At 37.1% G+C, this 22424-nt stretch carries 18 protein-coding genes and 1 tRNA gene; 14 read left to right on the top strand and 5 right to left on the bottom strand.

The window, feature by feature from the left end:
• Window positions 1–48 precede the first annotated feature (48 nt).
• From tamL to EXIGUO8A_RS03030, 14 genes are all read left to right on the top strand, one after another.
• A complete protein-coding gene (tamL, locus tag EXIGUO8A_RS02965; RefSeq protein ID WP_236564421.1) occupies window positions 49–2613 on the top strand; it encodes a translocation and assembly module lipoprotein TamL in 2565 nt (854 codons plus the stop codon).
• A gap of 61 nt (window positions 2614–2674) precedes the next feature.
• On the top strand, window positions 2675–3742 hold the full coding sequence (gene fbaA / locus EXIGUO8A_RS02970) for a class II fructose-bisphosphate aldolase (RefSeq protein WP_159301869.1): 1068 nt from the start codon (window positions 2675–2677) through the stop codon (window positions 3740–3742).
• A gap of 28 nt (window positions 3743–3770) precedes the next feature.
• A complete protein-coding gene (accD, locus tag EXIGUO8A_RS02975; protein WP_116770192.1) occupies window positions 3771–4646 on the top strand; it encodes an acetyl-CoA carboxylase, carboxyltransferase subunit beta in 876 nt (291 codons plus the stop codon).
• Window positions 4643–5128: a hypothetical protein gene (locus EXIGUO8A_RS02980; protein WP_159301870.1), complete on the top strand. Its 486-nt coding sequence runs from the start codon at window positions 4643–4645 to the stop codon at window positions 5126–5128. The genes accD and EXIGUO8A_RS02980 overlap by 4 nt, the downstream gene beginning before the upstream one ends.
• Before the next feature lie 96 nt (window positions 5129–5224).
• Window positions 5225–5494 (top strand): 30S ribosomal protein S15, encoded by a 270-nt coding sequence (gene rpsO, locus EXIGUO8A_RS02985; RefSeq protein WP_116770049.1) that lies wholly within the window; start codon window positions 5225–5227, stop codon window positions 5492–5494.
• A gap of 211 nt (window positions 5495–5705) precedes the next feature.
• Window positions 5706–7922, top strand: coding sequence for a polyribonucleotide nucleotidyltransferase (locus tag EXIGUO8A_RS02990; protein WP_116770050.1), 2217 nt, complete (start codon window positions 5706–5708; stop codon window positions 7920–7922).
• A gap of 159 nt (window positions 7923–8081) precedes the next feature.
• On the top strand, window positions 8082–8945 hold the full coding sequence (locus EXIGUO8A_RS02995) for a sigma-70 family RNA polymerase sigma factor (protein ID WP_058106041.1): 864 nt from the start codon (window positions 8082–8084) through the stop codon (window positions 8943–8945).
• Window positions 8946–9198: 253 nt separating this feature from the next.
• Window positions 9199–11184 carry a type I pullulanase gene (gene pulA / locus EXIGUO8A_RS03000; protein ID WP_159301871.1) on the top strand — a complete coding sequence of 662 codons (1986 nt, stop codon included), beginning with the start codon at window positions 9199–9201 and terminating at the stop codon, window positions 11182–11184.
• Window positions 11185–11212: 28 nt separating this feature from the next.
• Window positions 11213–11437 carry a VF530 family protein gene (locus EXIGUO8A_RS03005; RefSeq protein WP_068482283.1) on the top strand — a complete coding sequence of 75 codons (225 nt, stop codon included), beginning with the start codon at window positions 11213–11215 and terminating at the stop codon, window positions 11435–11437.
• Entirely contained in the window at window positions 11437–11889 is a 453-nt protein-coding gene (locus tag EXIGUO8A_RS03010; RefSeq protein WP_159301872.1) for a tRNA (cytidine(34)-2'-O)-methyltransferase, read from the top strand. The genes EXIGUO8A_RS03005 and EXIGUO8A_RS03010 overlap by 1 nt, the downstream gene beginning before the upstream one ends.
• Window positions 11890–12155: 266 nt before the next feature.
• Window positions 12156–15272: a WD40/YVTN/BNR-like repeat-containing protein gene (locus EXIGUO8A_RS03015; protein ID WP_236564422.1), complete on the top strand. Its 3117-nt coding sequence runs from the start codon at window positions 12156–12158 to the stop codon at window positions 15270–15272.
• A gap of 80 nt (window positions 15273–15352) precedes the next feature.
• Window positions 15353–16003, top strand: a complete 651-nt coding sequence (gene rpe, locus EXIGUO8A_RS03020; protein WP_159301873.1) for a ribulose-phosphate 3-epimerase — start codon at window positions 15353–15355, stop codon at window positions 16001–16003.
• Window positions 16000–16977, top strand: a complete 978-nt coding sequence (locus tag EXIGUO8A_RS03025) for a YpdA family putative bacillithiol disulfide reductase (RefSeq protein ID WP_159301874.1) — start codon at window positions 16000–16002, stop codon at window positions 16975–16977. Before rpe ends, EXIGUO8A_RS03025 begins: the two co-directional genes overlap by 4 nt.
• An 89-nt stretch (window positions 16978–17066) precedes the next feature.
• Window positions 17067–17672: a hypothetical protein gene (locus EXIGUO8A_RS03030; RefSeq protein WP_159301875.1), complete on the top strand. Its 606-nt coding sequence runs from the start codon at window positions 17067–17069 to the stop codon at window positions 17670–17672.
• Between the two features lie 62 nt (window positions 17673–17734).
• Here EXIGUO8A_RS03030 and EXIGUO8A_RS03035 read toward each other — a convergent pair.
• The 5 genes from EXIGUO8A_RS03035 to EXIGUO8A_RS03055 all read right to left on the bottom strand — a co-directional run bounded on the left by EXIGUO8A_RS03035 (window position 17735) and on the right by EXIGUO8A_RS03055 (window position 22424).
• Window positions 17735–17808 (bottom strand) — tRNA-Arg (locus tag EXIGUO8A_RS03035).
• A gap of 81 nt (window positions 17809–17889) precedes the next feature.
• On the bottom strand, window positions 17890–18333 hold the full coding sequence (locus EXIGUO8A_RS03040; protein ID WP_159301876.1) for a GatB/YqeY domain-containing protein: 444 nt from the start codon (window positions 18331–18333) through the stop codon (window positions 17890–17892).
• A gap of 89 nt (window positions 18334–18422) precedes the next feature.
• Entirely contained in the window at window positions 18423–20336 is a 1914-nt protein-coding gene (gene ftsZ / locus EXIGUO8A_RS03045) for a cell division protein FtsZ (RefSeq protein WP_159301877.1), read from the bottom strand.
• Window positions 20337–20379: 43 nt separating this feature from the next.
• Entirely contained in the window at window positions 20380–21711 is a 1332-nt protein-coding gene (ftsA, locus tag EXIGUO8A_RS03050; protein ID WP_116770077.1) for a cell division protein FtsA, read from the bottom strand.
• 5 nt (window positions 21712–21716) lie between these two features.
• A complete protein-coding gene (locus EXIGUO8A_RS03055; protein WP_317164566.1) occupies window positions 21717–22424 on the bottom strand; it encodes a cell division protein FtsQ/DivIB in 708 nt (235 codons plus the stop codon).

A 22424-nucleotide genomic window follows, 5' to 3' on the forward strand; every position in this document is an offset into this window, starting at 1 on the left:
AATGTATTTTTGATTTCTATGAGGATGGCACTTTGCTCCAAAAACATCATGGCTAAAATAAGCTTATTATCCCTACTGGCAATAGTCTTGTTATCCTGTAACTCGCTAAAGAAGGTTGAGGATGATGAACTCTTGGTGGTTAAAAATGCGATATATGCCGATTCTATCAAAGTAAACAACGAAGAATTGGAAAGTCTTGTTTATCAAAAACCCAATTCTACCGTACTCGGATACCCTTTAAGATTAAACCTATACAATCTTGCTAAAGAGAATCCAGATTCTTCATACAACGCTTGGCTTTATAGAAAAGACAATAGAAAAAAGAGACTTGACAAACTACTTTCTGAAAAACAAGTTGAACGCTTAGGTGAATCTTTTTTGGTAAAAGGACTTAGTAATTGGTTAAAGGATATAGGAGAAGAACCCACTATTTTAGATACTACCAAAACACGATTAAGCCTAGCAAAACTTAGTGCTTATTACCAAAGTAAAGGATATTTTACCAACAACACTACCTATGAAATTGATAGTGCTCGACACAAAAAAGCCAAAGTCAACTATCATATAGAACTAGGTGACCCATTTATGATAGACTCCCTTAGAAACAACATTTCATCTAAGGCTATAGATTCATTATACTTTTTAAATGCGGAAAACTCATTAATTAAAGAAGGGCAACAATTTGACCTATCTAATTTTAATGGAGAACGCGAACGACTTACGGGAATCTTCAGAAATAACGGAATTAGAAATTTTCAAGAAAGCTCAATTACATTCGATATTTTAAGAGATACCACTAGAGCATCCGACGATCAAAAAATGAACATTACCCTCAATATCGGTGACCTAAAGACCAGGGGGGAAAACGAAGTAACCACATCTGAATATAAGGTTGAAAAAATCAATAAAATCAATATTTATACAGACTACCTTTCTACCAATACACAAGATTCGCTCTACACCATAGATTACCAAGACTACACTATTCACTACTCCAAAAATTTTGACATTAAGCCCAAGACATTGGCAAATGCCATATTTTTTAAAAAGGATAGTATTTACAGGGATGTAGACAAAATAAGAACATCTAGACAATTGAATGCTTTAAACGTTTTTAAGTATCCAAACATAATTTTTGAGACAGATAGTTTGGGCAATGAGGTAAACACCAATATTTATTTAGCTCCAAAAACTAAATATTCATTGGGCACAAATTTTGAAGTAAGCCGCTCTAACTTACGCCGTTTAGGTGTTGGTCTGGGAACCACCCTTTTAATTAGAAATATATTTAAAGGAGCTGAAAATTTAAGTATTTCTGCAAATGGTTCATACGGTCTGTTAAGCAGTAACACTTTTGAAGCAAATTATTTCTCGGAATTTGGCGGAGACATATCTTTAGATTTTCCCAGAATATGGTTTCCTTTTATCAATACTTCTAAAATTATACCCAATTATACCTTGCCAAAAACCAGAATCGCCATTGGCACTAATTTTCAAAACAATATTGGTTTAGACAAGCAGACTTTTAATACCGTATTAGGCTACAATTGGGTGCCTAGTGATTTTGTAAACCACGAAGTTGAATTATTGAATATACAGTTTGTTAGAAACGTAAACAGTAATCGCTTTTATAATGTTTATACCAACACCTATGAGCTTTTAGATGATATTGCAGATTCTTACGAAGATGCCACACTCTACCCAGAACTTGCAGAATATTTTGAAACCGGTGATAGCGACGATGAACTAAACTTAATTATACCCTCTGGTACTACAGGGTTTACGAATGCCGTACTCAATGAGGAGGTTAGCGCTACAACCGATGATTACGACGATGTAAACACAATTGAAGAAAGAAGAATTAGGCTTACCGAAAACAATTTAATTTTCGCTTCTAACTACACTTTCAATAAAACCAATAGAACAGGTATTCTTGATAATACTTTTTATCAATTTCGCTGGAAAATCGAAGGAGCAGGTAATGTACTTTCCGCATTCTCCACATTTATTCCGTTCAACAAAAATGATGATGATCAACTGTTGGTTTTCGGTGTACCCTTTTCCCAGTATATAAAAAATGAGTTTGAATATGTTAAATACTGGGACCTTTCTCGATCAAACGTACTAGCGGCAAGGACATTTTTTGGTATTGCCATTCCTTATGGAAATTCTGACAACATTCCCTTTGTTCGTAGTTATTTTGGTGGTGGATCAAATGATAACCGGGCATGGTTTCCATATTCATTGGGACCCGGAAGCACATCGGCAGTTAACGATTTTAACGAGGCCAACTTAAAAATTGCTTTAAACCTAGAATATAGATTCCCCATTGCAGGCGATATCAACGGAGCTATTTTTGCCGATGCAGGAAACATATGGAATGTACTAGATAATGTAGAAGATCCAGATGCTACTTTTGACGGTCTTAAATCATTAAAAGATATTGCCTTGGGTACGGGCGTTGGACTCAGATATGATTTCACCTACTTCTTATTTCGATTAGATTTAGGTTTTAAAACCTACAACCCTGCTGAAATTCAGTCTAAACGATGGTTTAGAGATTATAATTTTGCCAACTCTGTTTTGCAAATTGGCATCAACTATCCTTTTTAAGTATAATTGTTTTATTACTTTTGTTTCTCATTTTTTAAAGAAACTAACATACCACATAATTATGGCTCACAACATAAAACCGGGAGTTGCTACCGGAGATGAAGTTCAAGCAATTTTCAACTACGCAAAAGAAAAAGGATTTGCACTACCTGCAGTTAACGTTATAGGGTCTGACACTATCAATGGTGTTCTAGAAACTGCTGCAAGTTTAAACGCTCCTGTAATTATACAATTCTCTAATGGCGGGGCTCAGTTCAATGCTGGTAAAGGTCTTTCTAACGACGGTCAACAAGCTGCTATTTTAGGTGCTGTTGCCGGTGCAAAACATGTACACCAATTAGCGGAAGCTTATGGTGCTACGGTAATTTTACATACAGACCACTGTGCTAAAAAACTTTTACCTTGGATCGATGGTCTTTTAGATGCCAGTGAAAAACATTTTAAGGAAACGGGCAAATCTTTGTTCAGCTCTCATATGATCGATCTTTCTGAAGAGCCTTTAGAAGAAAACATTGAAATCTGTAAAGGATATTTAGAGCGCATGAGCAAAATGAACATGACGCTAGAAATCGAATTAGGTATTACTGGTGGTGAAGAAGATGGTGTTGACAATTCTGATGTAGATGATTCTAAATTATATACACAACCAGAAGAGGTAGCCTACGCGTACGAAGAGCTTTCTAAAGTAAGCCCTAGATTTACAATTGCCGCTGCATTTGGTAATGTTCACGGTGTATACAAGCCAGGTAACGTAAAATTGACCCCGAAGATCCTTTTAAACTCTCAAGAGTATATTTCTAAAAAATATGGTGTAAAAAACAATCATATTGATTTCGTTTTTCACGGTGGATCTGGTTCTACAGTAGAAGAAATTAGAGAGGGCATTAGCTACGGAGTTATAAAAATGAATATTGATACAGATTTACAGTACGCCTTTTTAGCAGGTGTTCGTGATTATGTTCAAGACAACAAAGATTATTTACAAGCTCAAATTGGTAACCCAAAAGGTGCCGATGAGCCTAACAAAAAATTCTACGACCCAAGAGTTTGGTTAAGAAAAGGGGAAATCTCTTTTATTGAGCGTTTGAAAAAAGCATTTGAAGATTTAAATAACGTTAATACGTTATAACATTTAGGATAACCAAAAAATGGATGAAATGACGGCTTGGTTTAAAAGAAAAGAAAAAGGTATTCAAACCTCTACCGAGGAAAAGAAAGACACACCTAAAGGCTTGTGGTACAAATCGCCCACTGGCAAAATTGTTGAGTCAGACGATCTTGCAAAAAACTTTTATGTTAGCCCCGAAGATGATTACCATGTAAGAATTGGTAGTAAAGAATACTTTGAAATTTTGTTCGATGACAATAAGTTCACCGAACTTGACGAAAAGCTTTCTTCTAAAGACCCATTAAAATTTGAGGATACCAAAAAATATGGTGAGCGTTTAAAAGCCGCACAGAAAAAAACAGGATTGAAAGATGCTGTTAGAACTGGTTTTGGCAAGTCATATGGTAAAAACATAGTAATCTGCTGTATGGATTTTAAATTCATTGGTGGATCAATGGGTAGTGTAGTCGGTGAAAAGATTTCTCGCGGTATAGATTATGCCATTAAAAAGAAAGTTCCATTTATGATGATTTCAAAATCTGGTGGTGCTCGTATGATGGAAGCTGCACTTTCATTAATGCAATTGGCTAAAACTTCGGCTAAATTAGCTCAATTATCAGAGGCTGGTTTACCTTATATATCGCTTTGTACAGATCCAACAACTGGTGGTACCACTGCATCATATGCCATGTTAGGCGATATCAATATTGCTGAACCAGGAGCGTTAATAGGTTTTGCTGGACCAAGAATTGTAAAAGACACCACTGGTAAAGATTTACCGGAAGGTTTTCAGTCTTCAGAATTTTTATTGGAACACGGCTTTTTAGATTTTATTTCACATAGAAGGGATCTAAAGAAAAAAGTGAACTTATATATTGACTTAATTCAGAACAACCCCGTTAGAGCAGAAAAAGCAACAGCGTGAAACCATTAGTATTTACCATACTTTCGTTTTGGTTTTTATGCTGTTCTACAGATAAGGAAAAAATGCTCGCCGATGAATCAGATTCGGCGAGCATTTTAAATTTTGAAGCAAAGATTACCGATGTCAGTTTTTCTGGAGAACCTAATGCCTACACCATCAGCACAACAATTTCGAGCCCTGATACAGGATGTGATCAATATGCCGATTGGTGGGAAATTTTAGATTTGGAGGGTAACTTAATTTACCGAAGAATTCTCACTCACAGTCATGTTGAGGAACAACCCTTTACAAGATCAGGCAGCAAAATCACCCTAGCTAGTAGTACCGAGGTATATATTCGTGTTCACATGAACACTACAGGTTATTCATCTGCCGTGCAAAAAGGAACTATTGAAACAGGATTTTCGGCAGCAGAATTAAGCGCTACATTTGCCAATGATTTAGAGAACCAACAACCGTTACCTACTGGGTGCGCTTTTTAAATGAAATATAGAATAAACATTTCAAAAAAATCACTACCTTTGCGCCCTGATTGAAAAACAATCACATACATAAAAATCATTTAAAATAATATTGGAATGTATTTAACAAAAGAAGTAAAAGCCGAAATTTTTAAAAAATACGGCGGTAGTGCAGAAAACACTGGCTCTACAGAAGGACAAATTGCTTTGTTCACACACAGAATCAACCACTTGACCGGTCACTTGAAAAAAAATCACAAAGATTACAACACTGAGCGTTCACTTGTAAAATTGGTGGGTAAAAGAAGAAGTCTTTTAGATTACATGATTAAAAATGATATTGTAAAATACAGAGAGCTTATTAAAGAACTAGGTATTAGAAAATAATTTTTGAAAAGGGGATAGTTAACTATCCCCTTTTTTTTAAGTACTCCATGCCTTAGGAGTTGAAGCCATGAATTTTGGTAAAGGCGAACAAAAAGCTACACACGGTTTTTCATTGGTCAACACAACAACACAACAACTCCGACCAGAGAAAATTTCAGTCGGAAAGACCATTGTTTAACAAATCTGCACGAGCAGGTTTTAATCGAATTTTATGATTCCAAAAGTATTTAAAGAGGTCATTGACCTTGGTGATGGTAGAGAAATCTCTATCGAAACCGGAAAATTGGCAAAACAGGCACACGGTTCTGTTGTTGTACAATCAGGAAAATGTATGTTATTATGTACAGTTGTTTCCAATTACAAACAAAGTGATGTGGACTTTCTTCCACTAACGGTAGATTACCGTGAAAAATTTGCTGCTGCTGGTCGTTACCCTGGTGGTTTCTTTAAAAGAGAAGCAAGACCAAGTGATGGTGAAGTTTTGACAATGCGTTTAGTGGATCGTGTATTACGTCCATTATTCCCAAAAGATTATCACTCTGAAACTCAGGTGATGATACAATTAATGTCTCATGACGAAGACGTTATGCCAGATGCTATGGCAGGTTTAGCAGCTTCTGCAGCTATTCAATTATCAGATTTCCCTTTTGAATGCGCTATCTCTGAAGCCAGAGTTGGTCGTGTAAACGGTGAATTCATTATTAACCCAACTAGAGCTCAATTATTAGAATCTGACATTGATATGATGATCGGTGCTTCTGCTGATTCTGTAATGATGGTTGAAGGTGAAATGGATGAGATTTCTGAAGAAGAAATGACCGAAGCTATTAAGTTTGCCCATGAAGCTATTAAGGTTCAATGTGCTGCTCAAGTAAAGTTAGCTGAAGCTTTCGGTAAAAAAGAAGTACGTGAGTACGAGCCAGAACGTGAAGATGCTGACTTAGCTAAGAAAATTCACGACATGGCGTATGATAAAGTATATGCGGTTGCTCAAGCAGGTTCTGCAAAACATGAGCGTAGTGCTGCATTTGGTGAAATCAAGGAAGAAATTATCGCTTCTTTTTCTGAAGAAGAGCAAGCTGATTATGGCGGATTAATTTCTAAATACTACAGTAAAGCAGAAAAAGCCGCTGTACGTGACTTAACATTAAATGAAGGTTTAAGATTAGACGGTCGTAAGACTGACGAGATCAGACCTATTTGGTGTGAGGTTGACTACCTACCATCTACACACGGTTCTTCTATCTTTACTCGTGGAGAAACTCAAGCTTTAGCTACAGTTACCTTAGGTACAAGTAGAGAAGCAAACCAAATAGACATGCCATCTTTTGAAGGTGAAGAGCGTTTCTATTTACACTATAACTTCCCTCCTTTTTCAACAGGTGAAGCAAGACCTATTCGTGGAACATCTCGTAGAGAAGTTGGTCACGGCAACTTGGCTCAACGTGCATTGAAAGGAATGGTTCCTGAAGATTGTCCTTACACCGTACGTGTGGTTTCTGAGATTTTAGAATCTAACGGTTCTTCTTCAATGGCTACTGTTTGTGCTGGTACTATGGCAATGATGGATGCCGGTGTTCAATTGAAAAAACCAGTTTCCGGTATTGCAATGGGATTGATTACAGATACTGAGTCAGGTAAATATGCTGTTCTTTCCGATATCTTAGGTGATGAAGATCACTTAGGTGATATGGACTTTAAAGTAACCGGTACTGCCGATGGTATTACTGCTTGCCAAATGGATATTAAAGTAAAAGGTTTGTCTTATGAAATCTTGGTAAATGCTTTAAAACAAGCCCGCGAAGGTCGTTTACATATCTTAGGTAAAATAACTGAAACTATTTCTACTCCTAATACAGATGTTAAAGATCACGCTCCTACTATGGTTACGAGACGTATACCAAACGAATTTATTGGTGCATTGATCGGTCCTGGTGGAAAAGTAATTCAAGAATTGCAAAAAGAAACCGAGACGACTATCGTAATTAATGAAGATCCAGTTACCGAAGAAGGTATTGTTGAAGTACTTGGTGTTGGCAGCAAAGGTATTGATGCTGTAATGGCAAAAATTGATTCTTTATTGTTTAAGCCAGAAGTTGGTAGCGTTTACGAAGTAAAGGTTATCAAAATGCTTGATTTCGGTGCCGTTGTAGAATATATGGATGCTCCAGGAAACGAAGTATTACTTCACGTATCAGAATTGGCTTGGGAACGTACTGAAAATGTTTCTGATGTAGTTAATATGGGCGATGTATTCGATGTGAAATACTTTGGTATTGACAAACGTACACGTAAAGAAAAAGTTTCTCGTAAAGCTCTTTTGCCTAAACCAGAAGGTTTTGTTGAAAGACCACCACGTGATGACAAACGTAGAGATGACCGTCGTGGAAACGATCGTAATCGCGATAGAAAACCAAGAAGAGACTAACTCTTTGTAAGTATATTCTTAAAGCCTCGACTAAACAGTTGAGGCTTTTTTTATGCTATTCAACGGAAAAATGAACTTTTTTCTATTGAATTGTAACATTCGGAAGATTTTTACGTATAAGTATATGCAGTCTATGCAAATTGAACTTAATTTATTTTAATGAGACAGCTTAAGATTACAAAACAGGTCACCAATAGAGAGACCGCATCTTTGGACAAGTACTTACAAGAAATTGGAAAAGTGGACTTGATTACCGCTGATGAAGAAGTAGAGTTGGCACAACGCATCAAGGCAGGCGACCAGATCGCTCTTGAAAAACTTACCAAAGCCAACCTCAGATTCGTGGTGTCAGTTGCCAAGCAGTACCAAAACCAGGGACTTACTTTACCGGATTTGATTAACGAGGGAAACCTTGGTCTTATCAAAGCTGCACAGCGTTTTGACGAAACGCGAGGTTTTAAATTTATATCATACGCCGTATGGTGGATCCGTCAATCTATATTACAAGCTTTGGCAGAGCAATCTCGTATTGTTCGTTTACCACTGAACAAAATTGGTTCTATAAATAAGATCAACAAAACTTTTGCCTTCTTAGAGCAAGCGCATGAAAGAATGCCATCTCCAGAAGAAATTGCAAAAGAGTTGGATATGACCGTTGATGATGTAAAACAATCATTGAAAAACTCAGGTAGACACGTATCAATGGATGCGCCTCTTATTGACGGTGAAGATTCTAACCTTTATGATGTACTTCGTAGTGGTGAGTCTCCAAATCCAGATAGAGAACTATTACATGAGTCTCTTCGCACAGAAATTGAGCGTGCTTTAGAAACTCTCACTCCTCGTGAGGCAGATGTTATTCGTTTATACTTTGGCCTTGCAGGTCAACATTCAATGACACTTGAAGAAATTGGTGAAACTTTTGATCTTACAAGAGAAAGAGTTCGTCAAATTAAAGAAAAAGCGATCAGAAGATTAAAGCATACTTCTAGAAGTAAAATATTAAAAACGTATTTGGGTTAAAAATTCAATGCGATAAAGCAATAAAATTACACGTTAATTTTTCCTTAAATTGGCAATATTGGCATATTAGTTGTAATTTTAACGGTAACAACAGTTTATCATGACTGTTCGTTTTTTGATTGATGAATAAACTCCGGCTGATTACCGGAGTTTTTTCATTTATAATAGTATCATTATTATTTACTTAGCCACGAACAAACCTTCGCTACTTCCTAATATTCTTTGCTTATCTTAGAGCATCACTATGCTTTCTATGAAAAATATAGTACTAACGCTACTAGGTTTTATGTTGTTCAATTCATGCAATACCGACAATAAGTCAATTACAGACTACAATAATTATCCTACGCCCGTAAATGAAAACCTATGGCTTAAGTACAGCAAAGCATCTACATCATTTAAGCTGTGGTCGCCAAATGCCGAAGAAGTTGTTTTAAGACTTTTCAAAACCGGCAATAACTCAGAACCATATGCGAGCTATACCCTTACCAAAGAAAATAACGGTGTTTGGCAAATTGTCATAAATGAAGATTTAAACGGAATTTATTACACCTATCAAGTAAAGGAGTCCAGTAAATGGTTAGATCAAACACCAGGAATTTATGCAAAAGCGGTTGGGGTCAATGGCAAAAGAGCCATGGTTTTAGACATGAATAGCACTAACCCTATTGGATGGCAAAAAGATAAGTCGCCGCAGCTCAATCATCCAAATGAAGCTATTATCTATGAATTGCATGTTCGTGATATGACAATTCACCCACAATCCGGTTCATACTATCCGGGTAAATATTTAGGCTTAACCGAAAAAGGTACCATTGGATATAATAATGCATCCACAGGTATTGACCACTTAAAACAATTGGGTATTACACATGTGCATCTTTTACCCACTTTTGACCACTATTCCATTGATGAAACAAATTTAGATACCCCACAATTTAATTGGGGATATGACCCTAATAATTATAATGTTCCTGAAGGTTCATTTTCAACAGATCCTTTTAATGCTGAAGTCCGTATTAAAGAATTCAAACAAATGATCAAAGCGTTTCATAATAATGGAATTGGTGTTATTATGGATGTTGTTTACAACCATACAGGGAAAACAGATACTTCTAATTTTAATCTTGAAGTACCCGGTTACTACTACAGACATTGGGAAGATGGTTCTTATTCCGATGCTGCTGCCTGCGGTAATGAAACTGCATCAGAACGTAGTATGATGCGTAAATTTATAATCGAATCGGTTACCTATTGGACCAAAGAATACCATATTGACGGATTTCGATTCGACCTCATGGGCATTCATGATATAGAAACCATGAACGAAATTGCAGATGCCGTATTAAACATAAATCCTGATGCTTTGCTATACGGAGAAGGATGGACGGCAAAAGATTCTCCGTTACCCGAAAAGAAAAGAGCCCTGAAAAAGCACATGCAACAACTACCAAAAATTGCGGCTTTTAATGATGATTTGCGAGACGGTTTAAAAGGCTCTGTCTTTGAGGACAAAAGCATAGGTTTCGTAAGTGGAGCTATGAACACAACAGAATCCATTAAATTCGGAATTGTTGGTGCTATTCAACATCCACAAATACATTACGATAGTGTTAATTATTCTGATGTCGCTTGGACTTTAGAGCCTTGGCAGTCTATAAACTATGTGTCTTGCCACGACAACCACACCCTTTTTGATAAATTACAAATATCAAGACCAAATGCGAATATGGAATCCTTGATAGCTATGGATAAATTGGCAAACGCCATAGTATTGACTTCCCAAGGTACACCATTTCTACATGCCGGTTCAGAACTACTTCGAACCAAGTACGGTGAACATAATTCATACAACTTACCAGATAGCATTAACCAAATAAATTGGGAGTGGAAAAATAATCATAAACAGGTATTCGACTATTACAAAAACCTTATACGGTTAAGAAAAGAACACCCAGCATTTTATATGAGCAGCGCCAATGAAGTTAGAAAACATCTAAAATTTCAACAAAATAATGATAGCCTTGTCTCCTATACGATTGAAGATCATGCCAATAATGATCGTTGGAAAAACATTCTAGTAATCTACAATGCATCGAACCAAAATATTGATTATAACATTGAAGGTATTTGGTATAAAGCAGTTTCTGGTAGTACCTTTGACTTTGAAGGCTTACAAAAATTAAAAGATACTATTGAAGTACCGGCACTGTCCATGTACATTGCTTTTCAGAAATAAAACTAGTTCTTAAAAATAATCAATTCTAATGAGTTCAGATTCTCAACCTAACAATCCGCTTCACGGTGTAAAACTTGTGACCATTTTAGAAGAGCTTACCGAAAAATATTCATGGGAAGATTTAGCCGGACAGGTTAATATCAATTGTTTTAAAAGCAACCCTTCTATAAAGTCTAGTTTAAAGTTTTTACGCAGAACGCCCTGGGCAAGAGAAAAAGTAGAACACTTATACTTACAATCTTTTAAAAAATAATGGGCTTCAACATCGTACTTATTGAACCGGAAATTCCAAACAACACCGGTAACATTGGCAGGTTGGCTCTTGGTACTGGTTCCACATTACACTTGGTTAAACCCTTTGGCTTTGAACTTACCGATAAACGTTTAAAAAGAGCTGGTTTAGATTATTGGCAACATCTAAATGTAATTATGTATAAAAATGTGGATGCTTTTTTTAAAGAACATCAAAACAAAAAAATGATCTTCTTTTCTGCTGCTGCCACAAAAAATCACTGGGAAATCGACTTCGAAGATGAAATGTTTTTGGTATTTGGAAAAGAATCTGTGGGGCTTCCAAAATCTTTATTAAAAAATAATATGGAAAACGCTGTAAAAATACCTTTGTACAGTGAGCATATTAGAAGTCTTAATTTAGCAAATGCGGTTGCTATTTCCATTTATGAAGGTTTACGACAAATTCAGTAAATCACACTTAATATTACTACTTCAATTTACTTCCGCTTTATTACATCCGAGTAATTTTAGGCATGCGTTTATTTATCCCGAATAAATAATTGACAAAATTAGCACTTGTTTTTAAGATTAATATAACGCAAAACCGCAATTAAAATACTTACCATATTTTAAGGTTTCCTTAGTCGTTAAAATTTTCTTATCCCTTAGTATTAGCAGATTAAATTCTTATTTTCAAGCAACCAATTATTCAAATTATCCACCAAACAACAACTACTATGAACTCGAAATTATCGTTCGTTTTTGCTTTTCTATTTTTATGTTCAACCGGCACTATGGTTGCGCAACGAAAAAAATCAAAAAGTAAAACTCCAAATTCAGTAATCGACAAAGCATTCTATGAAAATTTAGAATGGCGAAATATAGGTCCTATACGTGGTGGTAGGTCTTTAGGTTCTGCAGGTAGCCCAAGTAGACCTAATGAATATTATTTTGGAGCAACGGGTGGCGGATTATGGAAAACCACCGATGGCGGTAATGAATGGAAACCAGTTACCGATGGTCAAATAACCAGTTCTTCCGTTGGTGCCGTTGCCGTAGCAGAAACAAATCCCGACATCGTATATATCGGTATGGGAGAAGTTCAATTACGTGGTAGTATTACCCAAGGTGACGGGGTGTACAAATCAACAGATGCCGGTAAAACCTGGCAGCATTTAGGACTTGAAGAAACCCAAGCCGTTTCTAGAATTAGAATTCATCCCACAAATCCTGATATTGTATACGTCGCCGTATTAGGTCACCCTTATGGCGACAATGAAGAAAGGGGCGTTTTTAAAAGTATTGATGGCGGTACAACATGGAAGAAAACTTTATATGTTAGCGATAAGGCAGGTGCAGTAGACTTAATTATAGACCGTAACAACCCAAGTGTTTTATACGCCAGCACTTGGCAAGTGCAAAGAAAAGCTTGGAAAATGTGGGGAGGCGGACCAGATTGCAAACTTTGGAAATCTACCGATGACGGAGAAACTTGGACAGATCTATCTAAAAACCCAGGTATGCCTGAAGGTCCGTTAGGAAAAATTGGAGTGACGGTTTCTCCGGCAGACTCCAATCGTGTTTGGGCTATTGTAGAAGCTAATGAAGGTGGTGTTTTTAGATCAGATGATGCTGGTAAAACATGGACCAAAACCAATGATGAGCGCAAGCTTAGACAGCGGGCTTTTTACTATTCCAGAATTTATGCAGACCCTATAGATAAGGAAACCGTTTACGGACTCAATGTTGATTTTTGGAAATCTACCGATGGCGGGTTCACTTTTGATACTGAAATAAAAGTTCCACATGGTGATAATCACGATTTATGGATAGACCCTAATAACCCCGAACGTATGATTTCCTCTAACGATGGCGGTGGTGTGGTGAGTATAAATGGCGGTAAAACATGGACGGAAGAAGATTACACAACTTCTCAACTCTACCATGTAATGACCACGAACGATGTACCGTATCATGTTGCCGGTGCACAACAGGACAATAGCACTATTGCCGTACCAAGTGACGGATGGGACCATATGCAAGCTCGCGGTCAAGGCGACGGCTGGGCGTATGCTGTTGGTGGTGGAGAAAGCGGTTGGATTACACAGCACCCAACCAATCTTGATATTTTTTATGCTGGTAGTCAAGGCGCCCTTTTAACCCGTTATGACAGAAGTAACGGTCAAAAAAGAGACATACAGGTATATCCACGATTTTTCTCGGGTGAACCAGCCAGTGCATTGCCAGAACGTTGGCAATGGACATTCCCCATTATGTTCGCCCCACAAGATGATAATGTAATGTACACATGCTCACAACATGTATGGAAAACTACCGACGATGGTCAATCTTGGGAAAAAATTAGTCCGGATCTTACCTATGCCGATCCATCTACCTTAGGTAAAACAGGTGGTGTAATTACCATGGACATGAACGGACCTGAAATATACGCTACCGTATTTGCCCTAGCGCCTTCTAATCATGATATCAACACTATTTGGGCAGGTTCAGACGATGGTAAAATACATATTACCAGAGATGGCGGTAAAAATTGGGAAGACATCACCCCTAAAGAGTTGCCCAAATTTTCTAGGGTAAGTATTATAGATGAATCTCTACACAACCCTGGTACACTCTACGTAGCCGCCAACAGATACCAAGTAGATGACAGACAACCTTATGTTTTCAAAACCCATGATTACGGTAAAACTTGGACAAAAATCATCAATGGAATCGAAGACGGTCATTTTGCAAGGGCTGTTCGCGAGGATCCTGTAAGAGAAGGACTTTTATTCTTAGCAACTGAACATGGTGTATATTTCTCTATGAACGATGGTGAACTTTGGCAAAGCCTACAATTAAAACTACCCGATACACCGGTAAGGGATTTAGTCGTTAAGGACAATGATGTAGTACTGGGTACGCATGGTAGAGGATTTTGGATTTTAGACGATATACAACCATTACGACAGTATACTCCAGCAATGGAAAAGCAAGACGCAATTCTTTTTAAACCTGTTGATGCCTATAGAGGTTTAACCGATGCTTCTATTCAGTACTATCTAAAAGAAGAAAAAGATACGATTACGTTTGAAATTTATGATGCCAACGACAAACTGATCAACACATTTACCGGTAGTAAGCCCGAATATAAAGAAGACCCCAACCTACCCTATTGGTTAAAAGGAGGCTCATCAAAACCAACTACAGCAAAAGGTATTAACAATTTTACATGGGATATGCGCTATCCGGGTGCTACTACCTTTGAAGGAATGATTATTTGGAGTGCTCGCCCCGCCAGAGGTCCGAAAGCACCTTTAGGCACCTATAAAATCAAGATGAAATCAGGAAATTACGAAAAAACGTATGCCTTCGACATTAAAATGGATCCCAACTTAAAAGGAATAACCAAAGAAGATTTAGATGAACAGTTCAAATTATCAAATAAGATAATGGGCAAAACTTCTGCCGCTAACGAAGCTGTCATTAAAATCCGTGAAATAAAAAGTACGTTAGATACCATTAAGCCTAATATTAGCGAGAGTGACTATAAAACAATCGTTACTCCGTTCATAGGTAAGTTGACGGAGGTTGAAGAAGCTCTTTACCAAGTTAAAAATCAATCAGGTCAAGATCCTTTGAACTTCCCAATTAAACTCAACAACAGATTGGCATCATTACGCCGAAGCGTAGAATCTGGCGATGCCAAGCCTACCAACGGTGCATATAAAGTATACGATGAACTTTCTGCCGAACTAGCTATAGAGTTGAATAAATTGAACGGAATTCTCGACGAATACAAGTCAAAAGTAAATCCTATCCTAACTAAAAATGGTAGCATGGCAATTGACTAAATGAAGTTAAAGCAAATCTAAAACAACCGTAGAACGAATTACAAATCCGTATTTTTGCAAGGAACTAAAAGGTTTTTAGAATGAAAAAGGCAAGCATAGCCCCATCGCTGTTAGCAGCAGATTTTGGTAATTTACAACGTGATGTAGAAATGGTAAATACCAGTGAGGCTACTTACCACCATATTGATGTCATGGACGGTGTTTTTGTACCCAATATCTCGTACGGAATGCCAGTGGTAAAAGCTATTCAAAAACATGCCACCATTCCTTTAGATGTGCATTTAATGATTGTAGATCCAGATAGGTATTTGGAAGAATTCGCAAATCTTGGAGCACATATTCTAACCGTACATTATGAAGCCTGTACCCATTTACACAGAACCATACAGGCCATTAAAGCTTTGGGCATGAAGGCGGGCGTTGCCCTTAATCCGCATACCAACGTAATGCTCTTGGAGGATATTATACAAGATGTAGACCTTATTTTGATCATGAGCGTTAATCCTGGTTTTGGAGGTCAGTCGTTTATTGAAAATACCTATGATAAAATAAAGGCTGCAAAAGAATTGATTACCAGAAAAAATTCATCGGCCTTAATTGAAGTTGACGGTGGTGTTACTACTGGCAATTCTCAAAAATTAATTGATGCCGGTGCCGATGTATTGGTCGCTGGTAGCTTTGTTTTTAAAAGTGATGACCCTACTACTACTATTAAAGAATTAAAGGGATGAAAATTGAATATGATATTGTAATTGTTGGCGGAGGACCAATTGGTATTGCATGTGGCTTAGAAGCAAAGAAAAACGGACTTTCTTATCTTATTATTGAAAAGGGACCTATTGTGAATTCACTATTTCACTACCCCAGCAACATGCAATTTTTCTCTTCATCTGAAAAATTGGAGATAGACGAAATTCCTTTTATCAGTAAGGAAGCTAAACCTAAAAGAGATGAAGCATTAGAATATTACCGAAGAATTGTTACTTCCAATAAATTGAACATCCATTTATTCGAAAAGGTAGAAAACGTTCAAAAAAACAAGGATATTTTCACTATAACTTCCAATAAAAACACATATACTTCAAAACAAATTGTAGTCGCAACCGGTTTTTATGACCTACCGAATTTACTGAATGTACCTGGTGAAAATCTAGAAAAAGTGGCGCACTATTATAATAATCCCCATTATTATGCAGGTCAAAAAGTTGCTGTAATAGGGGCAAGTAATTCAGCCATTGATGCCGCTTTAGAGTGTTATAGAAAAGGTGCAGATGTTACCTTGATCATTAGAGGCCCAGAAGTTGGCCAACGTGTAAAATACTGGGTACGACCAGATATCATTAACCGCATAGAAGAAGGTAGCATTAAAACGTTTTTCAATACCACGGTTAAAAGTATCACCGAAAAAACAATCATATTAAATACCGATGGCGGTGAGGAAGAAATTGAAAACGATTTTGTTCTTGCACTTACAGGTTATAAACCTAATTTTTATTTCTTGGAAAGATTAGGAGTACATATTAGCAACGACGAAAAAAAACTGCCCGAATACAATCCAGAAACCATGGAAACCAACGTTGAAGGATTATATTTAGCAGGTGTTATCTGTGGCGGAATGGAAACCCATAAGTGGTTTATCGAGAACTCTAGAGTTCATGCCAAAATGATTGTAAAAAATATTATTTCAAGTTCCGTTACTACGTAATCAATTGATTTATTGAAGGTAATAGCTTTTTGAGCAATAGACGATATATAACGACGTTATGTATTGAACTAAACACTAAACCTTCTATTATGATATTTTTCGGCACTGGGTCTGCAAATCTTGATTCGGTAAAAACCAGAAACATTACGTGTCAACATTGTAACAATCAAGATACTGTTTACATCAATATTTACAGAAGACATGCGCATGTATTCTGGATTCCCGTTTTCCCATTAGGCAAAAGTGGCAGCTCTTACTGTACACATTGTAAAGAGACTCTAAAGCCAAAACAAATGCCCGAAGCGCTTAAAATGCAGTATAAAAATATTAAAGGCGATGCAAAAGGACCTCTGTGGCAGTTTTCAGGACTTTTAATATTTGCATTATTGATTGTATTTGCGATATACTCAAGTGGAAAAAACAAAGAGAATACACAGTTATACCTAACGCAACCAGCAGTTGGTGACATCTATGAATACAAGGCAAACAATGGTAGTTTTTCTACTATGCGGTTAGAAAGAATTACATCTGATAGTTTATACCTTTCCTTGAACGATTTTGAAATCTCAAAAAAATCAAGAATCTATAAAATAGATAAAGATGAAAATTACTCTGATATTACTTACGGCTATTCAAAGAACGAAATGACACAAATGCACAAAGACGGCATTATTTTCGATATCAACAGGGACTAATGATGTATCAAAAAAAAGTAATTAAAAAAGGTCTTGCAAATGCAAGACCTTTTTTAAAATAGTGACCCCGGAGGGATTCAAACCCCCAACCCTCAGAGCCGAAATCTGATGCGCTATTCAGTTGCGCCACGAGGCCAAATTCAGTATTCAGTATTCAGTATTCAGTATTCAGTATTCAGTATTCAAAACTAAATTATCTGTTTGCACAACAATTTTTTTATGCCAATTTTTTCTTTACAATTGTAGAAATCAACTTACCATCTGCTTGACCGGCAAGTTCTTTTGAAACAATTCCCATAACCTTACCCATATCCTTCATTCCCGACGCGCCAATAGAGTCTATAGTTTGTACAACTACTTTCTCTACTTCTTCTTCGGTAAGTTGTTCCGGTAAAAATTGTTCTATAACAGCTACTTGTGCCAATTCTGGATCTGCAAGATCTTGTCTTCCCTGCTCTATAAAAATTGCAGCACTATCTTTACGTTGTTTTACCAGTTTCTGAACGATTTTTACTTCATCGTCTTCAGTTACTTCCGATCCACCACTAGTACTTGCCACCAATAAAGCAGATTTAATAGCTCTAAGCGATTCTAATGCTACTGAATCCTTTGCTTTCATAGCTAATTTCAACTGCTCCATTACTCTTTGCTGTAAACCCATTTCTTCTTTATTTTGGTCTGCGAAGATAAAAAATAAAACCCGAAAACTTTATTTGTTTTCGGGTTTAATACATTATAGCGAACCTTCTGCTAGTCTACATTATCATGTAAAAAAGAGTTGTTAGAGCGCAACTGAATATCGTCATTACTATCACCACTTAGCGAGGTTCTAGAGATTTTTTTTTCTCTAGGGCTATCGTTCAAATTTACTCCCTGTCTTTGATAAGCAGGTTTCTTCTCATCATAACTAGTTGGTGCGTTATTCTTGAACTTATAATTGAAATCTTTTAATTTACGTCTGCGTTCATCTGCTCTTTCCCTTAACAACTCCTCAATTGGTGTATCTAAAGGATCCAATTCTTCTTCTGGCTGTGCCTTTCTTCTTGGAGCTACCGTCTTTTTTTCAAAAATTAGCTCGTCCTCTACTACTTTTGGCTCAAATTCTTCAGCCTTTGATTTTGCTCCGGTAAGCTTACTTTCCAATTTCATATAGTCATCTAAACTATATCTCTTTTCTCCATTTTTATTGTACTCCAATACCGGCACGATCTCAATGCTATCATTAACATCAATATCCTTAACTTCATCATGAAGATCGAACATGATCACATTTTCTCTTTCTTCTTCCTCATCTTTAGAATGTTGAAAATTAGAAGCGAATCTGTCATCTTCATCCTCCACTCTTAAAACTTTTGGATCTACTACTTCTATATCCCTCAACGAAGTTGGTGCATCAACTATAACGAAGTCTTCTTCAGATACGTTCTCTGCCAACACTTCTTCGTAAAAAACATTAAAATTCCTGATGTAGTTCGTTGTAGGAATCAAATCAAAATCATTTTCCTCAACGAACTCATACTTTTTTACGGGCTTGACTTCTTTAACCTCCTCTTCCTCGTCATCCATCTCTAAAGTATGGACTGTTTTTGTGTTAGATAACAACATTGCCTCAGCACGTTGACCGTCTTCTAACGTATGAATAATCTTCTTTGATTCTGTATTTACAATATCATCTTGCTGTTCAATGTTAAATCCCGTTGCAATTACGGTAACAGCTATAGCTTCTCCTAAACTTTCATCTTCACCAACACCCATAATGATGTTTGCACCATAACCAGCTTCTATTTGAATATGATCATTGATTTCACCAATCTCATCAATAGTAATTTCTTGTGCTCCAGATACGATCAGCAACAATACATTCTTGGCTCCTTGAATTTTATTATCGTTCAATAATGGAGAATCCAAGGCTTTCATAATAGCCTCATTTGCTCTTGCCGAACCAGATGATATTGCCGATCCCATGATTGCAGTACCACTGTTAGAAAGAACGGTTTTAGCATCACGTAAATCGATGTTTTGAGTATAGTGATGTGTAATAACCTCTGCAATACCTCTAGCTGCAGTTGCCAATACTTCATCAGCTTTTGAGAACCCCGCCTTAAACCCAAGGTTACCATACACTTCCCTTAGTTTGTTATTGTTAATTACGATCAGCGAATCTACATTTTTACGTAATTTTTCAATACCTAACTGAGCCTGTTCAACTCGCATTTTTCCTTCGAATTGAAACGGCATTGTAACGATACCTACAGTAAGAACATCCATTTCCTTTGCAAACTTTGCAATTACGGGAGCAGCACCAGTTCCTGTTCCCCCGCCCATACCGGCAGTAATGAAAATCATCTTTGTTGTAGCATCCAACATAGTTTTGATATCTTCCATGCTTTCCATGGCAGCTTGTTCACCTACTTCAGGGTTGGCACCAGCACCCAAACCTTCTGTCAATGATACACCTAACTGTATTTTGTTAGGCACCGGACTATTATCCAAGGCCTGTGAATCAGTATTACAGATTACAAAATCAACTCCGTTGATACCTGCCTGGAACATGTGGTTTATGGCATTACTACCACCGCCACCTACACCAATGACTTTTATAACGTTGCTTTGATTCTTTGGTAGATCAAAGGAGATATTATCAAATTCGCTGTTCTTACTCATATTCTAATTATTACTGGTTATGTATTCTCTTATGCTAAACTTATTATTCTGCGTTATCCAAAAATTCTTTCAACTTTTCAGACCACTTATCAAAAACAGATTTACGCTCCTTGTGTATGCTTGGGCGCGCAACGGTTTCGGCATTGCGTTCTGCATATACCAATTCTTCTTCCTGCTCTTGTACGATTTCTTCTTGTGTTAATTTCAACTTCTCTTGGTTTTTAATGGCATTCATTAATAGACCAACAGCGGTTGCGTATAGGGGACTAGCAACTTCTTCGTCAGAATCACCCGCTAGGTGTTCGTTAGGGTACCCAATACGAGTATCCATACCTGTTATATATTCTACCAATTGCTTTAAATGCTTCAACTGGCTTCCACCACCTGTAAGCACTATACCGGCAATTAATTTTTTCTTTTGCTCTTCGTGACCGTAGTTTTTGATCTCTACATACACCTGCTCAATAATTTCAACCACACGCGCGTGAATGATCTTAGATAGGTTCTTCAAAGAAATTTCCTTTGGCTCTCTACCACGTAAACCTGGTATAGAAACAATTTCATTGTCCCTGTTCTCACCTGGCCAAGCTGAACCAAATCTTGTTTTCAATAATTCGGCCTGCTTCTCTATAATTGAACAACCTTCTTTTATATCTTCGGTAATGACACCACCACCAAATGGTATTACAGCCGTATGTCTAATAATGCCGTCTTTGAAAATTGCCAAATCTGTTGTACCACCACCTATATCGATCAATGCTACACCTGCTTCTTTTTCTTCTTGACTCAATACCGCATCAGATGATGCCAATGGCTCTAACGTAATGTTGCCAAGATCTAAACCGGCACTCTTAATGCAACGACCAACGTTTTTGATGGAAACTACTTGACCGACCACTACATGAAAATTAGCCTCTAATCTACCACCGTACATACCGATAGGCTCACGAATTTCCGCTTGTCCATCTACTTTATACTCTTGTGGCAATACATGAATAATCTCTTCGCCCGGTAGCATAATCAATTTGTGCACTTGATTACATAGAGTGTCAACATCTTCTTCGCCGATAACCTCCTCAGAATCTTTTCTGGTAATGTAATCGCTGTGCTGTAAACTTCTTATGTGCTGCCCGGCAATACCAACGACAACAGACCCAATTTTAAGTCCAGAATTAGCCTCTGCTTCTTCAACTGCTTGCTGAATAGATTTTATAGTCTGGGTAATGTTATTTACCACACCTCTGTGTACACCTAAACTTTTGGACTTACCTATACCCAAAATCTCAATTTTACCATATTCGTTTTGCTTACCGATTATGGCAACGATTTTCGTTGTTCCTATGTCTAACCCGACTGAATATTTAGTTTGTTCCATTTTAATTATATTTTAGTGCACACCACCTGGTTATTGAATTCTAAACTTACTACCGCATAATCCTCCAAGGTTTCATCCTTGTTCGCTTTGGCATAAAATGCCTTGAAATTGCTGAACTTGGCCTCTAAATCTTCAATACCGCCTATGTTTACAACAAAATTATTAAGCCTTAACCGCAATTGATATTCGCTATCATCTTGAATATGAATACCTATTACCGATTTTCGAAAAAAATCGTCCTTATTTATGTGTTCCAATATGACATAGACATCCTCAAGGCTTTTACCACTGATATTGCCTGTTATAATGGGGACTCTAGCTGAATGATTTTTGGAAAGTGGCATTCTCTTTCCTTCATCATCTAAATAGAACTTTTTATCCCCTTCTATGCGCCCGATTGGTTTCCGTTGAACTATTTTCGACGTAAGCTCGCCATCTATTGTAAGATAGACCTGTGCACTTTTCACCATTTCATTGGCCTCAAGGGCCTTTTCTACAGTATTCAAAACTATATTTTCTTTAGGCACATTTTTGAGACCTCCGCAATTTTGTATTAACAATTTATTAACCGTCCCTTCTGTGAGGTACAAATTTTGATCACCAATGAATTCTACCCTCATACCGGTCACCTGTTTTGAGCTATTTCTTTCATTAGAAAAAGCATACAGCCCAGTGATTACCAGTAGTAACGCCGCTAATTTTATTATGCTCAA

It is taken from the genome of Maribacter litoralis, assembly GCF_902506355.1.
Taxonomy (GTDB): domain Bacteria; phylum Bacteroidota; class Bacteroidia; order Flavobacteriales; family Flavobacteriaceae; genus Maribacter; species Maribacter litoralis.

Excerpts from the sequence above, each read along its gene's own strand:
- tamL (WP_236564421.1), top strand. The coding sequence starts at position 49 with ATGGCTAAAATAAGCTTATTATCCCTACTGGCAATAGTCTTGTTATCC.
- pulA (WP_159301871.1), top strand. The coding sequence starts at position 9,199 with ATGAAAAATATAGTACTAACGCTACTAGGTTTTATGTTGTTCAATTCA.
- EXIGUO8A_RS02990 (WP_116770050.1), top strand. The coding sequence starts at position 5,706 with ATGATTCCAAAAGTATTTAAAGAGGTCATTGACCTTGGTGATGGTAGA.
- EXIGUO8A_RS03030 (WP_159301875.1), top strand. The coding sequence starts at position 17,067 with ATGATATTTTTCGGCACTGGGTCTGCAAATCTTGATTCGGTAAAAACC.
- fbaA (WP_159301869.1), top strand. The coding sequence starts at position 2,675 with ATGGCTCACAACATAAAACCGGGAGTTGCTACCGGAGATGAAGTTCAA.
- EXIGUO8A_RS03010 (WP_159301872.1), top strand. The coding sequence starts at position 11,437 with ATGGGCTTCAACATCGTACTTATTGAACCGGAAATTCCAAACAACACC.
- rpsO (WP_116770049.1), top strand. The coding sequence starts at position 5,225 with ATGTATTTAACAAAAGAAGTAAAAGCCGAAATTTTTAAAAAATACGGC.
- EXIGUO8A_RS03015 (WP_236564422.1), top strand. The coding sequence starts at position 12,156 with ATGAACTCGAAATTATCGTTCGTTTTTGCTTTTCTATTTTTATGTTCA.
- EXIGUO8A_RS03005 (WP_068482283.1), top strand. The coding sequence starts at position 11,213 with ATGAGTTCAGATTCTCAACCTAACAATCCGCTTCACGGTGTAAAACTT.
- EXIGUO8A_RS03025 (WP_159301874.1), top strand. The coding sequence starts at position 16,000 with ATGAAAATTGAATATGATATTGTAATTGTTGGCGGAGGACCAATTGGT.
- accD (WP_116770192.1), top strand. The coding sequence starts at position 3,771 with ATGACGGCTTGGTTTAAAAGAAAAGAAAAAGGTATTCAAACCTCTACC.
- rpe (WP_159301873.1), top strand. The coding sequence starts at position 15,353 with ATGAAAAAGGCAAGCATAGCCCCATCGCTGTTAGCAGCAGATTTTGGT.
- EXIGUO8A_RS02995 (WP_058106041.1), top strand. The coding sequence starts at position 8,082 with ATGAGACAGCTTAAGATTACAAAACAGGTCACCAATAGAGAGACCGCA.
- EXIGUO8A_RS03040 (WP_159301876.1), bottom strand. The coding sequence starts at position 18,333 with ATGGGTTTACAGCAAAGAGTAATGGAGCAGTTGAAATTAGCTATGAAA.
- ftsZ (WP_159301877.1), bottom strand. The coding sequence starts at position 20,336 with ATGAGTAAGAACAGCGAATTTGATAATATCTCCTTTGATCTACCAAAG.
- ftsA (WP_116770077.1), bottom strand. The coding sequence starts at position 21,711 with ATGGAACAAACTAAATATTCAGTCGGGTTAGACATAGGAACAACGAAA.